The sequence below is a fragment of the Leptolyngbya sp. FACHB-671 genome (assembly GCF_014695745.1).
GTDB lineage: Bacteria > Cyanobacteriota > Cyanobacteriia > Elainellales > Elainellaceae > JAAUTN01.
The window spans coordinates 91,632-105,985 of the sequence record NZ_JACJOV010000137.1 but is presented as its reverse complement, the minus strand read 5'-3'; the positions used below and the strand labels follow the sequence as shown (position 1 = coordinate 105,985).

Annotated in this window: 12 protein-coding genes; 11 read left to right on the top strand and 1 reads right to left on the bottom strand. The window is 47.3% G+C overall.

The window, feature by feature from the left end:
- Positions 1-17: 17 nt before the first annotated feature.
- Together H6F93_RS21910 and H6F93_RS21905 are read left to right on the top strand one after the other, a co-directional pair.
- Positions 18-404, top strand: a complete 387-nt coding sequence (locus H6F93_RS21910) for a DoxX family protein (RefSeq protein WP_190685298.1) — start codon at positions 18-20, stop codon at positions 402-404.
- A 299-nt stretch (positions 405-703) separates the two neighbouring features.
- Positions 704-1,408, top strand: coding sequence for an alpha/beta hydrolase (locus tag H6F93_RS21905; protein WP_199313885.1), 705 nt, complete (start codon positions 704-706; stop codon positions 1,406-1,408).
- 71 nt (positions 1,409-1,479) lie between these two features.
- Here the strand turns inward: H6F93_RS21905 and H6F93_RS21900 are convergent, their stop codons facing one another.
- Positions 1,480-1,971, bottom strand: coding sequence for a hypothetical protein (locus H6F93_RS21900; protein ID WP_190643815.1), 492 nt, complete (start codon positions 1,969-1,971; stop codon positions 1,480-1,482).
- Positions 1,972-2,208: 237 nt separating this feature from the next.
- On the opposite strand from H6F93_RS21900, the gene H6F93_RS21895 reads away from it, so the two are divergent.
- The 9 genes from H6F93_RS21895 to H6F93_RS21855 all read left to right on the top strand — a co-directional run bounded on the left by H6F93_RS21895 (position 2,209) and on the right by H6F93_RS21855 (position 14,323).
- The gene (locus H6F93_RS21895; protein ID WP_190685291.1) at positions 2,209-2,874 is read left to right on the top strand and encodes a class I SAM-dependent methyltransferase; all 666 of its coding nucleotides are present in this window, start codon (positions 2,209-2,211) and stop codon (positions 2,872-2,874) included.
- Between the two features lie 220 nt (positions 2,875-3,094).
- Positions 3,095-4,453, top strand: a complete 1,359-nt coding sequence (locus H6F93_RS21890) for an FAD-dependent oxidoreductase (protein ID WP_190685288.1) — start codon at positions 3,095-3,097, stop codon at positions 4,451-4,453.
- A 474-nt stretch (positions 4,454-4,927) separates the two neighbouring features.
- On the top strand, positions 4,928-5,113 hold the full coding sequence (locus H6F93_RS21885; RefSeq protein ID WP_190685284.1) for a hypothetical protein: 186 nt from the start codon (positions 4,928-4,930) through the stop codon (positions 5,111-5,113).
- A gap of 427 nt (positions 5,114-5,540) precedes the next feature.
- Positions 5,541-5,642 carry a hypothetical protein gene (locus tag H6F93_RS35890; RefSeq protein WP_524537993.1) on the top strand — a complete coding sequence of 34 codons (102 nt, stop codon included), beginning with the start codon at positions 5,541-5,543 and terminating at the stop codon, positions 5,640-5,642.
- A gap of 81 nt (positions 5,643-5,723) precedes the next feature.
- The gene (locus H6F93_RS21875; protein WP_199313884.1) at positions 5,724-8,795 is read left to right on the top strand and encodes a response regulator; all 3,072 of its coding nucleotides are present in this window, start codon (positions 5,724-5,726) and stop codon (positions 8,793-8,795) included.
- Positions 8,796-8,919: 124 nt separating this feature from the next.
- Positions 8,920-10,464 carry a response regulator gene (locus tag H6F93_RS21870; protein WP_190685276.1) on the top strand — a complete coding sequence of 515 codons (1,545 nt, stop codon included), beginning with the start codon at positions 8,920-8,922 and terminating at the stop codon, positions 10,462-10,464.
- Between the two features lie 6 nt (positions 10,465-10,470).
- Positions 10,471-13,173 (top strand): PAS domain S-box protein, encoded by a 2,703-nt coding sequence (locus tag H6F93_RS21865; RefSeq protein WP_190685272.1) that lies wholly within the window; start codon positions 10,471-10,473, stop codon positions 13,171-13,173.
- Between the two features lie 7 nt (positions 13,174-13,180).
- Positions 13,181-13,558, top strand: a complete 378-nt coding sequence (locus H6F93_RS21860) for a response regulator (protein WP_190643807.1) — start codon at positions 13,181-13,183, stop codon at positions 13,556-13,558.
- Between the two features lie 348 nt (positions 13,559-13,906).
- Positions 13,907-14,323, top strand: a complete 417-nt coding sequence (locus tag H6F93_RS21855) for a hypothetical protein (protein WP_190643806.1) — start codon at positions 13,907-13,909, stop codon at positions 14,321-14,323.
- Positions 14,324-14,354: the final 31 nt, after the last annotated feature.

Here is a 14,354-nt window from a genome sequence, read left to right as displayed (position 1 = left end):
CTGACCTGATAAACGCAATGACCCGATATAAGACTGTTTTTCGGATTTTTCTGGCGATCGCAATGGTTGTGATTGGCATCAAGCATTTCACTGACCCGGCTCCCTTCGTCAGCATTGTGCCATCCTCTCTTCCTCATCCGCTGGCACTGGTTTACGGCAGTGGCTTCTTTGAAATATTGGGCGGAGCTGGATTACTCATTCCTCAATTTAGTCGTGCAGCAGCCTGGATTCTCGTCATTTTATTTATTGCCGTTTTTCCAGCCAACCTGTATCAGGCCATCCATAACATTCCAGTACCCGCTCTACCCAATGATCCGCCCTTAATTTGGCTGCGACTTCCCTTCCAAATACTTTTAGTCGTTTGGGCAGGGTGGTTTACTCGTCAGGATAGTCCCGGGTTCTAGTATCACCGTAGCAACTTCACGTTCAAAGACATACGGCGTTGCTGAATGCGGGTATGATTCATGGATTTCAATCCCCTCCGTAGGGGCATGGCAATGCCATGCCCCTACGGAATTCATACTATGTGCTACTGAGGTGTCGAAGAGCGGCAAGCGATCGCAGTGAGCAACACTGAATGAAGCAATTTAACCACTCTCCTCATCATTGGACTCGACGACGGCTACTCCGGTTGGGAGTAACAGGTGCTATACCAATCGCTGTTGCTCAAACATCAAGTTGCACAACACACAACCTGCTAAGCATGGGATCTTCAAAGCAAACCAATTTAACCACAGGGCGATTGCGTGCCCGCCCTACACAACCTACAGAGACTGGTTCTGTGGAGCTTCATCCCCTAGGACTAAGTGATAGCCGAGATGGTGTTATTTATGTACCTGCTGGTTATCGTGGCGAGCGCTCCGCTCCCCTAATCTTGATGCTACATGGGGCGGGAGGAGATGCCGAGGGAGCTATGAATATACTCCAAGACTTGGCGGATCCATTCGAGACAATCTTGCTGGCTGTAGACTCACGTCGCCAGACGTGGGACGTCATCATGAGCCAATATGGGCCTGATGTTGCCTTCATCGATCAAGCACTAACGCAAACGTTTACCCGGTATGCCATAGATCCTAACCGGATTGCGATCGCAGGTTTCTCTGATGGGGCTTCCTATGCCCTCTCTGTTGGACTCACCAATGGAGATTTGTTTAAGCACATCATTGCTTTTTCACCTGGATTCATGGCACCAGCAGATCAGGTTGGTTCACCCCGGCTGTTTGTTTCTCATGGTCAGCGGGATACGGTTTTGCCCATCGATCGATGTAGCCGTCGAATTGTGCCTCGGTTGCAGCAAGCAGGTTATGACGTGCTGTATCAGGAGTTTGACGGCCCTCACACTGTTCCAGGTGAGATCAGGCGTGCTGCTTTAGAATGGTTTATGAATGAGACTGCCGCTACTCCCTAAGCCACTACAGGCTACGCTCACTTAAGTAATGAGTTCTAGGTAATGAGCTGCATCATTCGCTTAACCTGTAGTCAACGCAGCTCTTGAACCAACAAAACAATCCAGGTGCAAATAAAAAGTAGTGGCACCACGACCGCAGGCATCTGAGCCAAACGGCGAGTGGTTGTCGTACCTTGAATTGGGGGAAAATGTTCTGTAGTGTTGTCTGAGGGATAGGTTTGAAATGACTTTCGCAAGCTAGCCATGTAAACCAGAGAAGTCAAGATACCCACATAAATGAGCAGGCTAGTAATCAAAGAAATGCCAGGAATAATCCAGAGTAGAAGATCATGCAGATCAGCATAGCCATCATTCTCTGGCTTTGGAGGCGAACTGAGTAACGTTGCGAACCCACTAAAGAAAAAGGATTGTGAAATAATGAGCCAGTTCACCCGTTGATTCATTGAGTCATCTTCATTGCTGATCTGCTCATGAATCAGCTGATAAAAATCAGCCGTAGGTAAAGATTTAGGCGGGTCAATAACTTCAGGCGGCTTTTCTACACTCTCACGGTCAATTACCATTTTTAGCAAACCAAGATTTTGTAGAATACAATCGTCCTCCTGTAGAGTAGCCAGCGATTCTCTATTGCGTCTCTACCCCAGGAATAATAACGTTTCTCTAAAAAGAGGCTACAGACGGAAGGGCACCCCGCTAAATAGAGTGCCCTTCCATGTGTAGCCCTAATTTTTGGACTTGGTATAACCTAAGATCGCTAGAGAAATGAACTTTAATTGAGCGACTTGTGAGAGGAGTATTGCATGATCCAGGTTTTACAGAGTTGGTTGGAGATTGGTAACGCAACACTGTCATTGCAACATCAGGAATTACCGACTCACATCACGGTTCAAAAAAATTGGGATCAGTTTTTGCTGGCTCAACAACTTCTACATACGCCTAAACAGTCTGCGATCCTGGATCTTGGCTGTGGCGACTGCTGCACCTTGAAGTTTTTAGCTGCGTTGGGTTTCACCAACCTGTCTGGGATTGATCTTCATCTTCCCCCATCCTCCTCCATACTGCCTTACAAGCTGCATCAGGGAGATCTGATGAATACATCTTTCCCCGATGAATCTTTTAATTGGGCAGTTAGTATCTCTGTGATTGAACATGGAGTCGATCTAAAAGCCTTTTTCCATGAAGCTTACCGGATTCTCAAGCCAAACGGGATGCTTTTTGTCACGACTGATTACTGGGAAGACAAAGTGGAAGTAGATTCCTCTATTCAACCGTTTGGGCTTTCCTGGCAGATTTTCTCCAAGCCTCAAGTTGAAGAAGCGATCGCCATCGCCCAGACTTGTGGTTTTGACCTCGAACAAGACAACATCCCAGCTTGTACGGATAAAACTGTCACCTGGTACAAAAAAGACTACACCTTTCTTGCTTTAACCTTCAAAAAAAACAACTTGAAGGTGCTCCAAATGTAATTTTCATTACTTTAGAGAGTTGCCTCTAATTCAGGCTGGTTACTCCTTTGGAGCTAGCTGAGTTCGGTACTTAGGATGAAGTAGTTCAATCGAAATCATTCTTGAATGAACTCTAGTCACGTTCTGAATTTTTAGCCTCGTAAACTGAGAAACCGGAACTTGCCCTTGTTTGTAAAAATCCATCACAACTCAATTGCACCTGAAAGGAGCGCAACATAACTTGGCTTACGACTATGACCTTTTTGTAATTGGAGCGGGTTCTGGAGGGCTGGCAGCAGCGCAGCGGGCAGTAACCTATGGCGCGAGTGTCGCGATCGCAGAACAGTCCAAACCAGGGGGAGCCTGCGTTAACCACGGGTGCATTCCAGAAAAATTGCTGGACTATGCGGCTGGCTTTCGTAATTTGGAGCAAGTAGCGGTGAGCTATGGCTGGAAGGAGAGCAACCGTGAGTTTGACTGGTCACAGTTTGTCAGGGCAGAGGAACAGCATATTGAGCACCTCAATGGGGTGCATCTTCGTCACCTGCAAGAGGGGAATATTCAAGTCATTCAAGGACAAGCTCACTTCCTTGATGCTCATACGGTAACTGTGGGCGATCGCTCCATCACAGCAGAAAAAATTCTCATTGCCGTTGGTGCAAAACCGAGCAAACCATCAATTCCAGGAATCGAACATACGATTACCTGGCACCAACTTTATCACTTACCCCAACAACCTAAATCGCTTGCTGTAGTTGGTGGTGATCCGATCGGGGTAAAGATTACCGGAAGCATAAACGCGCTAGGGTCAAACGTGACTCAGATCATCCCTGAAGACCACATTCTTGCTGCTTTTGATGCAGAATTAGCCCAGGAAATTCAGGAACAGTTGAGCAAACAAGGAGTGCAGATTCTACCCAAAACTAATGTTGCCAAAATTGAGAAAACAGAGAAAGGTTTGTGTCTCACTTTGTCCAATCAATCGAACTCCAAACAGCCAAGTTCCCTAACTGTTGATGCGGTCTTAATGGATGTACCTCGCAAGCCCAATTTAGCAGGACTGAATCTAGGAAAAGCGAATATCCAGTTGACGGAAACAGGGGCAATCAGCGTTGATGAATCGAGTCGTACCACTCAGAGCAACATTTTTGCAATTGGGGATTGTACAGGACGTATTCCCCTTACTCCCAGTGCGATCGCCCAGGGAAGAGCCTTTGCAGATGCCGAATTTGGAGGAAAATCTTCCAGCGTCAGGCTCGATTGGGTACCTATTTCGCTCGCGTCTCAGCCGGAAGCTGCGACAGTTGGCTTATCTGAGTCGCAGGCACGTCAAAAGTTTGGTGATGCTGTTTTCTGCTATCAGACGCGGTTTCGTCCCCTGCTCTATTGCTTGGCGGCAGGGAATGAGCAGATGTTTGTGAAAGCAGTAGTGAATCGGCAGGATTCAGAACGAGTTTTGGGAATTCACATTATGGGCGATCGAGCAGTAGATATTGTGCAAAGTCTAGCCGTTTCGCTCAGGCTAGGTGTAACAAAGCATGACCTGGATAGTGCGATCGGAATTCATCCATCTAGTGCCGAGGAAATCTTTTCACTATAGAGCTGGCACAAGGGGCGATCGCAAGAACCCCTCTACACCACCGTGCTGTTATACCAACTCCAAAACTTATCCAAACCTTAGGGCTACAGATGAAAGGGCACCCCGCTAAGCGAGGTGCCCTTTCATCTGTAGCCTCTTTCTAGAGAAACGTTATTAATCTTATTGATCACTGATAACAATCTGGGAATACTAGCACTGTTGTCCAGTCTGCTCGCTCCCTGGAGATTAGAAATTGCAGCGCTTAAAGGAAGATAGTAGTTATTGCGTTATCGATACATATCGTTACGGTTGTTTTTCCTTTGCAAAGTATTTCAATCTGAATCATTTCCTTAACATTCAGACCTTCCTCACCAGATCCCCATATTTCATTTCTAAGGTGAAAACATCAGGAATTTCCTCAACAGAGTCACGAGGAGCGACTCAACATCACCGAAAATCAATGAATTTTTTTTAAAATAAAAAGGATGAGGTTTTATGGCAAGTTGTCCCTGCTGCTCTGATCAGATGCTGCGTCATATTCGTCATAACCAAACCTATTGGTTTTGTCGGAGCTGCTGGCAAGAAATGCCCTTGATGCAACCCAGCTTGAATTTAGTTTCAGCTTCATTGGAGCGACGTTTTGTGCTGGCAAATGCAGAGCGATCGCTCGTTACCATTTGAGAAATTGCATTAAACTTGCGTTTTCTAGGTTTAGTGAATCAACCGCATAGATATCAGAAGTGCCACTGGTTCAAAAGAGTTTACCTGCATCAGTGGCTACCCCTGCAGTTAGGAATTGTTGCTACGATCGCAGCTTTAGGATTGTGGCAACAATTCCTTGTGCAGGATCAATTACACATTGCGATCGCACGATCGTCCTGACCGCAGGCTGTAACGATACATGAGTAGACCTTTGCAAGGCGAAACAATATTTCTTAAGATGCGGGAATATTTAGATTTAGAGTATCTTGACGCTGAGCGACCCTCCAATCCCAACCCGTTGCCTGCTGATTCATATAGGACTAATGCAGATGTACCAGCTCTCTTTGACTCAACTTCACTTGCCTACTTGGCAACAGATTAGCTGGCGGCCCTGGAAAATGCAGCAGTGCATGGGGACGATGGGGCGATCGCAGACCAGCTATCCCAAATCTCACCAGAATTTGCCTCATTGCACGTCCAGTTAATGCAACTTGCCAATAAGTTTTAGTTTGAGCAGATTGTTTCACCGATTCACAGCAATCCTTCCCCATAACTTTCATCTCTGCATTTATCCCCTTTGAATCCAGTCGTGCTTGTTGAAATGAACGCCTTAACTGCCTTTAAACAATCTGCATTTACGCCTGCATTACTAACTACATTAGAAAATTGCAGCGAAGAATCGGTATATGCTCCTGGCTATATTCAGCCGTATGGCATTTTGTTGGTGCTGCAACCCGACCTCAAAATTTTGCAGATCAGTGAAAATGTGGAGCAGTTTTGGGGCATTTCCGCCGCCGCCCTGGTTGGGCAATCCCTACAGCGGCTCTTTTCTCGCACTCAAGTCAAACGAATTGCCCAATTCCTGCAACAAGACAATTTGGAACTGTGCAATCCATTTGAGTTAAAAGCACGGATCAAAGCCTTTTCCCCTGAGAGAGCAGAGCCGAAGGTGAAGACACAAACCTTCAGAAGCATTCTGCACCGAACTGAAAATTCTCTAATCCTAGAACTGGAGCCTCAGTTTCCTGCTGATAGCTCCGATTCCATTCAGTTTTATCATCGCCTTCAAGCTACAGTTTTGAGCCTCCGCAGTGCAGCGAGTCTCAGTAACTTAGCCCAAACCCTGGCTACACAAGTAAAAGAAATGACAGGGTTTGATCGTGTCATGATCTATCGATTTGAAGCAGATGATCATGGAGTTGTGATTGCAGAAGAAAAAGAGAATCACTTAGAGAGCTTTTTAGGATTACACTTTCCAGCGATTGATGTTCCTGCCCCTGCCCGCAGGCTGTTTCTTCGCAACTGGGTGCGGCAAATTCCCGACGTTCATTATAGCCCTGTCGCTCTCATTGCGGCTGACGGTTGCTCAGTTGAAACACCAACAGACCTGCGTGACTGTGTGTTACGAGGCGTTTCTCCCTATCACATTGAATATTTGCAGAACATGGGGGTTGCTGGGACGTTCACAATTTCACTGATCAATGATCAACGTCTGTGGGGACTGATTGCCTGTCACCATTACAGCCCTAAACAGATCGATTATCAAACGCGTAAGACCTGTGAATTTATCGGGCAGTTTGCTTCAATTGAACTCGTCCACCAGCAAGAGCGAGAATTGGAGGGTTACCGTACTCAGGTCCAAACAATTCAAGACAAGCTTCAGCAGGCATTTTTGCGGGAGCCAAATTTCATTCAACAGGTACTCACTCGTAATGCTGCTGACTTGCTTAATCTGGTTCGCGCCGAAGGAGTGGCGATCGCCCTTGATCAAAAGATCTTACTGATCGGGCAAACTCCACCTTTGGAAGCAGTTCAAAATCTTCTCACTTGGCTGCCCCAACTCAACCAGCCTGAAATTTACCTAACCAACTGTCTGGTGCGACCCTACCCGCCCGCCAGAGCATTCACACAGACCGCAAGTGGCATTCTGGCGATCTCCATCGTGCTGCACCAAAAGTCTTACCACTTAGTCTGGTTCCGACCCGAGCAAATCCAAACGGTGAACTGGGCGGGCAACCCACAGGATGCAGTGAAGATTGATGAGTCAGGTGAACCGCAACTGTGTCCCCGCCAATCTTTTGATCTGTGGAAGGAAACGGTGCAAGAAACATCGCTGCCCTGGCAATCCGTCGAGATCGAAGCGGCAAGAATGATGCGGAGTACGCTGATGCTGGCTCTGTTGGAGTTCTCTCAGTCGGCATTAGAGCAAGCTGCTGAACGGGCAGCGATCGCCAACCGAGCCAAAAGCCACTTTCTTGCCAAAATGAGTCACGAACTGCGAACCCCCCTGAACGCGATTCTGGGGTTTGCCCAAATGATGAACCGTAGTACCAGTACGCCTCCAGAGTTCCAGGAGCATTTAGGTATCATTAACCGCAGTGGAGAACATCTGCTAACCCTGATTAATGACGTGCTAGAGATGTCTCGCATTGAGGCAGGGCAGCTGATTCTAACCGAAAAGATTTTTAATCTGCACCAGTTGCTGCGATCGCTCCACGAAATGTTTGCACTCAAAGCCAGTGAGAAAGGGCTAACTTTCTCACTAGAGAAAGATCAAAGTGTTCCTCACTATGTGTGCAGCGACGAAGCAAAAGTGCGGCAAATTTTGATTAATCTGATCAGCAATGCGATCAAATTTACAACGCAAGGCAGCGTTACTATTCAGGTGCGAACCAAGCCAGCAGAGACGAGTAAACCAAGCTGCACCTGTTACCCCAACACTTCATCACCTTGCCGTGCGCTGACTCTCGCCTTTGAAGTTGAAGACACGGGGTGCGGCATCCATAGCAGTGACTGGGAGTCGATTTTTGAAGCCTTTATGCAAACTGAGCAGGGGCGTTATGCTCAGGGAACCGGGCTGGGCTTGTCAATCAGCCGCCAGTTTGCTCGCTTGCTAGGAGGCGACATTACGGTTCAAAGTACAGTCAACCAGGGGTCAACCTTCACTTGTCACATTCTTTTACACTGTCCAGACATAGTCGATCTAGTTGAGTCAGAGACTGCCAATCTGGTGATAGGTCTGGAGCCAGGGCAGCCCACTTACCGGATTTTAGTTGCAGAGGATGTTCCTGAAAATTGGCAACTCTTAAAGGCTTTGCTAGAACCCGTTGGGTTTGAAGTCCGTACAGCTGAGAATGGCGAAGAGGCGATCGCCCAGTGGCAATCCTGGCACCCTCACCTAATTCTGATGGACATTCAAATGCCAGGAATGGATGGGCATGAGGCAACTCGGCAGATTCGCGCTCAGGAAACCTCTGAGCAGCGACAACCAATTCCCATCATTGCGCTTACGGCTTACGCTTTTGAAACCGATCGCACTGCCAGTCTCCAAGCAGGCTGCAATGAACATATTGCCAAACCATTCACAGAAAGCACTGTTTTTGAGGCGATCGCTCGTCATCTAGGAGTTCACTACCGCTACAAAGACGAACCGCAAACACCATCTCGTTCAATCCGAAAAACGCTTGCTCCACAAGACTTTGAGGCAATGCCAATCGAATGGATCAACCAGATTCATGAAGCTGCACTTGACTTAGACGATGAGAAATTACATCAGTTGATTGCCCAAATTCCAGATAACGAACTGCTGCTGGTTGAGAGCATGACATCCCTGGTCAATAACTTTCAGTTAGAAGCGATCGCGTCTCTAACTCAGGGTTAAAGGGGGAAACAGGACTGCTCTACTGGCATTGCACCGAGTAACAACCCGTCAAAAACCGGATATCAAAAGGTACGAAACTGCTTGACCCAAATCTCCCTATTCTGCCTAAGGATCAGACTTTCCCATGAGAGTGTTGCTGATTGAAGATGATCAAGCGATCGCTGAGTTACTCAGACAGTCCTTAACAGCCCAACACTACTTAGTTGAGGTCGCAGCAGATGGGCAGACAGGATGGGATTTAGCAGAAACTTTTGAGTATGATCTGATTCTGCTGGATCTGATGTTGCCAAAGCTAGATGGAATCAGCTTTTGCCAACGATTGCGGCATGAAAGACGTTCTTCGCTAAAACCGTTTAATCTTAATACTCCCATCCTTTTGATGACGGCTGAGGGTGCAAGCAGCAGTCGAGTCGCAGGGCTAGATGCAGGAGCCGACGACTATATTGTCAAACCCTTTAACCTGGATGAACTCTTGGCGCGAGTTCGAGCCTTATTGCGCCGAGGCAATGTGGGGCGATCGCCCTGCTTAGAATGGGGACAGTTGCAGCTAGACCCCAGTGCTTGTCAGGCTAGCTACCAAGGTCAACCCTTTCATCTCAGTTCCAAGGAATATAGCCTGTTAGAGCTTTTCCTGCGGCATCCTCAGCGCATTTTTAGTCATGGAACATTGATCGAGCATCTTTGGATGCTAGAGGATACGCCAACTGAAAATGCAGTTCGAGCGCAAATCAAAGGGTTACGCAAGCGGCTTAAGGAAATTGGCGTTGAAGATTGGCTGGAGACAGTTTATGGATTGGGCTATCGGTTAAAGGAAGCTCAGATTGCAAGAGAATCCGCAGCGGTAGGAGAGGCAGATATCCCCCAACAGCCTACTTCGCTATCTCCTTACTCTTCTATCCCGACCAATCCCTTCTGGGAGCAGTATCGGGCGCAGTACAGCGATCGCCTCTCAGTGATTGAACGGGCAGTTTCCGCCTTACAAACTAACTTGCTCAGCGAGGAACTCCGACAGCAGGCGCAGCGAGAAGCCCACACGCTTAAAGGTTCCTTAGGGTTGTTTGATCTGGACGATGCTTCTGAAATGTCAGGACAGATTGAGCAACTGCTTAAAACAGCCCTATTGAATCAGCCAGAGCAAGCGGATTTGCTTGAATTAACGTCAAAGTTGCGCCAAGCAATACAGCCGTTTCCTCAAATGCAATCACCGTCAACAACTGAAAAAGGGTATCATTCCAGTTCTTCACCAGAGAAGCTTGCATTACCCCAGCGATCGCAATTACTGATTGTAGACGACGATACTCAGCTCTTAGCTTTCATGCAGTCTATGTTGCAGCCTTGGGGCTTTCAGGTGGCACTACTGAATGACCCACAGCAGATTTGGAGCAGCTTAGAAGCAGTGAAACCCGACCTGCTCATGCTAGATATCGAAATGCTAGGGACAAATGGCATCGAGTTGTGTCAGAAGATTCGCAACAATTCACGGTTCGGAGATTTACCTATTCTGATGATCTCTGCTAGTAATGATGACGAAACCATTCAACAAGTATTTATGGCAGGAGCAGACGATTATGTTAGCAAACCCATCCGAGCAGCAGAATTGGTAGCCCGAGTGATCCGACGATTAGAACATGCGATGGTGTTGAAAAAATTACGGGGAATGGAGAATTAAGCAGCCATGTTGAGCAAAATGCGTCACACCTCCCCCTATGCTGTCGCGGTGCTGTCAGTTGTTGTGGCGACTGTTCTAACCCAGCTACTCTACTCCCTGATTGCCTCGGTATCATTTAGCTTATTCTACGCAGCGATCGCCATCAGCACCTGGATCGGTGGCACCAAACCGGGATTACTCGCAACATTGCTCTCCCTGCTCTCAAGCGACTACTTCTTTCTCCCTTCAGCCTCTTCGCTCCCAATCACTGACCCAGCTAGACTGCTGCGATTAAGTTTGATTGCCATTGTTTCATTTCTGATTAATTACCTAATTTCAGAATTGAGGAATGCTCGGCATCAGATTCAGCAGATCAGCGATCGCCGCCTGCAAGAAAGGAAAGAGCAACTGCGACTTGCGATGCACGCTGCCCGCATGGGGATGTGGAACTGGAATTTAATCACCGGAGAGATTACCTGGAGCCCAGAACATGAGCAACTGTTGAATTTTGCTCCCAATACATTTGATGGTCGGTTTGAAACATTTGAGGCTTGCGTACATCCACACGATCGAGAAAAGCTAAATCAAGCCGTTCAAACTGCCATTCAAGAGCACAGTATCTATAAACATGAGTATCGTATCTTTTGGAGAGATGGCAGCGTTCATTGGGTTGAAGGCAGAGGGCAAGCCTTTTATGACAAAACGGATAAGCCAGTTCGCATGAGCGGAACGTTAATGGATGTTGACGATCGCAAACGGTTAGAGCTTGCATTAAAGCAAAGCGAACAACAATTTCGGGCGATTTTTGAAGCCGAGCCGGAATGCGTCAAGGTAATTACGGCTGACGGAATTTTGCAAAACATGAATCCCGCCGGACTTGCAATGATTGAGGCTGATAGCTTAGAACAAGTGTTGGGTCAGTGCATCTGCCCCCTAATTGAACTCGCTCAGCAGCAAGCGTTTCTAGAATTCACGCAACAAGTCGCCCGGGGAAAGACTACGACCCTTGAGTTTGAAATCACTGGATTAAAGGGAACTCGACGGTGGTTAGAGTCTCATGCAGTACCCCTACACACCTCTAATGAAACAAGCTCCCTGGTTTTAGCAGTGACCCGAGATGTGACTGAGCGCAAACAGGCAGAAGCAGCCGTGAAACAGCTAAATGCAGAATTAGAACGACGGGTAGCTGAGCGAACCGCTGAACTTCAAAGAACGAGCAACCTTTTGAATAACTTTTTTAATGCAGCATCTTCAGCAGCGATTGGGCTATGCATTCACGATCAAGGTCTGCGCTTTATCCAAATCAACGAAGCCCTTGCAGCAATTGATGGACACTCGGTAGAGGCTCACCTTGGTAAGACAGCCACAGAATTACTACCAGAACTGGCTCCTGTTGTAACCCCTCTGCACCAGCAGGTTCTCACGACAGGACAGCCAATTCTCGACATGGAGATTGCCACAGCCGTGCCAAGCCAGCCCGAAGTAATCCGGCACTGGTTGGCATCCTACTTTCCGATTTTGGATGACGACAGTCAGACTCAAACGGTCGGAGTAGGAGTAATTGTGACTGAAATTAGCGATCGCAAACGAGCCGAAGCCATTCTGGTAGAAGCCGATCGACGCTGGCACTTTCTTTTAGACAATGTGCAGCTAATAGTTGTTGGCTTAGATCAGGATGGCAACGTCGAGTACATCAATCCCTTCTTTCTAAAGCTAACCGGATATACAAAAGAGGAAGTGTTAGGGAAATACTGGTTTAACCACTTCCTTCCTTCGAGCCAAAAATCCACCGTCCAAATTTGTTTCCAGGAAGTGTTGGAACAAGGTTTTCATCCACACTACCAAAACTCAATCGTAACCAAGCTTGGAGAGGAACGCATGATTGCCTGGAACAATACACTACTGCAAAATGCAGAAGGGAAATCCATTGGCACGATTAGCATTGGTGAAGATATTACCGAACGCCACAACCTGGACCAGATGAAAGCTGAGTTTATCTCGATCGTCAGCCATGAGCTGCGAACTCCATTAACCTCGATCAGTGGCGCACTGGAATTACTATCCACAGGTTTAATTCAACCCGAATCAGAGCGAGGAAAGGAAACCCTTAGCATTGCCGCAGCCGAGACCGATCGCCTCACTCGCCTAGTGAACGATATTTTGGACTTGGAACGGTTAGAATCGGGCAAAATTCGCCTGGAGCAAAAATCGTGGAATCTAGCAGAACTGATGAACCGAGCAGCTGACTTTATGCAGCTTGCAGCCACTCAAGCAGCGATTACCTTATCCGTTGAGCCTCTATCAGTCACTTTGCAGGTTGATGGCGATCGCATTCTCCAAGTCCTGACAAATCTATTGAGTAACGCGGTCAAGTTCTCGCCTGCCCACAGTACAATTTGGCTAACTGCCGAGATCTGCAAAGAGGCTCAAACCAGTCAGCAAGCAGAAACAAATCAGCAAGCAAAACAGCCACTACAAACTTTCCCACCCTATATCCTGATTACGGTTCGTGACCAGGGACGCGGCATTCCTACCAATAAACTAGAGAGCATCTTTGAGCGATTCCAGCAGGTCGATGCCTCAGACTCTCGCAAGAAAGGCGGAACCGGGTTAGGACTAGCCATCTGCCAAAGTATTGTGCAGCAGCATGGGGGAGACATTTGGGCCACGAGTAGCTTAGATCAGGGAAGCAGCCTTCACTTTACGTTACCTTTTTCAGCAGAAAACTAAAGAAGCCATGCCAAAACGGATTCTGCTCATTGACGACGAAGACGGAGCACGGCGAATTATCCAATTCAGCTTAGAAGCGGCGGCTGGGTGGGAGGTGTTAACCGCAGCTTCTGGAGCTGAGGGATTGAACCTAGCTGAGGCAGAACCATTCGACGCAATTCTACTGGATGTGATGATGCCCGATCTAGATGGAGCCGCCACCTTTCAAAGATTGCAGGAGAATCCAGAAACGCGATCAATTCCAGTTATTATGCTGACCGCCAAGGCAAATCCCGCAGAACATCAACCCCTGGTAGAACTGGGCATTGCAGGAATTATTACTAAACCATTCAAGATACCAGCCCTGATTGCCCAAATTCGAGCAATCCTGAATTGGCAAGAATAGATAAGGTTTGGGACACTGTCACAAAATTTTCACACTCTCGATTTAGCTTCAAATCATCGGCATTGCACATTTAACGAATGATGTCGTAGGGGCACGGCAATGCCGTGCCCCTACAGCGGGCAATTCGGATATTAGGAATTTCCGCATCATTCTCAATTTGTGCAATACCAAATTATCGATCTGATAATCCAATGTCATAGCAATCCTGTGCCTCAATTTCTTGCTTCAAAGGCAGTTCCCATAAGCCCTAACCAATCCCAACAGGTTGTATTACCTGCCTGTACAGATTGCATGAGAGCTGTCTGTTTAGTTCACTCACCTTCTCGTTCTAGTGAAGGAATTCCAAAAATGGCGAGACAGCCCCAAAACTACAGTGCGTTTCAAGGCGTTGCTGTTGAAGTATTCAAAACTCAAAACCTAGCGGCAATCCGATCGCTGAAGAAGTTTCTGACTGCTTTACCCAGTCCCAGCTACATCCGAGATGCCTTGCTACAAGCGATCTACGAATTAGCCGAACAAGATCCAGAAGCCTGTCGCTGGATCTTGCATCATCACCAACATCTAGAACCGGAACTCAATTTAATGGAAGTTGCGCGATTTATCGTAACGGAAAGATTACAAAGCCAAGGATTGATATTTACTCAAGATTTTAACTTTACAGTGAATGGAACACTGGAAGCAGGGGAACCCATCAAGGCTGCATTGCTAGAAGACGCTTCGATAGGCGATCGCCTGCTAATTGAGGAAGTTCTCTTTATTTGTTAAGTAGCTGTGTCTAGATGCTTTGAAGCATCAA

Bases quoted from the DNA above. Each gene is read 5' to 3' on its own strand.
- H6F93_RS21855 (WP_190643806.1), top strand. From the start codon at position 13,907: ATGGCGAGACAGCCCCAAAACTACAGTGCGTTTCAAGGCGTTGCTGTT.
- H6F93_RS21865 (WP_190685272.1), top strand. From the start codon at position 10,471: ATGTTGAGCAAAATGCGTCACACCTCCCCCTATGCTGTCGCGGTGCTG.
- H6F93_RS21910 (WP_190685298.1), top strand. From the start codon at position 18: ATGACCCGATATAAGACTGTTTTTCGGATTTTTCTGGCGATCGCAATG.
- H6F93_RS21885 (WP_190685284.1), top strand. From the start codon at position 4,928: ATGGCAAGTTGTCCCTGCTGCTCTGATCAGATGCTGCGTCATATTCGT.
- H6F93_RS21870 (WP_190685276.1), top strand. From the start codon at position 8,920: ATGAGAGTGTTGCTGATTGAAGATGATCAAGCGATCGCTGAGTTACTC.
- H6F93_RS21860 (WP_190643807.1), top strand. From the start codon at position 13,181: ATGCCAAAACGGATTCTGCTCATTGACGACGAAGACGGAGCACGGCGA.
- H6F93_RS21900 (WP_190643815.1), bottom strand. From the start codon at position 1,971: ATGGTAATTGACCGTGAGAGTGTAGAAAAGCCGCCTGAAGTTATTGAC.
- H6F93_RS21895 (WP_190685291.1), top strand. From the start codon at position 2,209: ATGATCCAGGTTTTACAGAGTTGGTTGGAGATTGGTAACGCAACACTG.
- H6F93_RS21905 (WP_199313885.1), top strand. From the start codon at position 704: ATGGGATCTTCAAAGCAAACCAATTTAACCACAGGGCGATTGCGTGCC.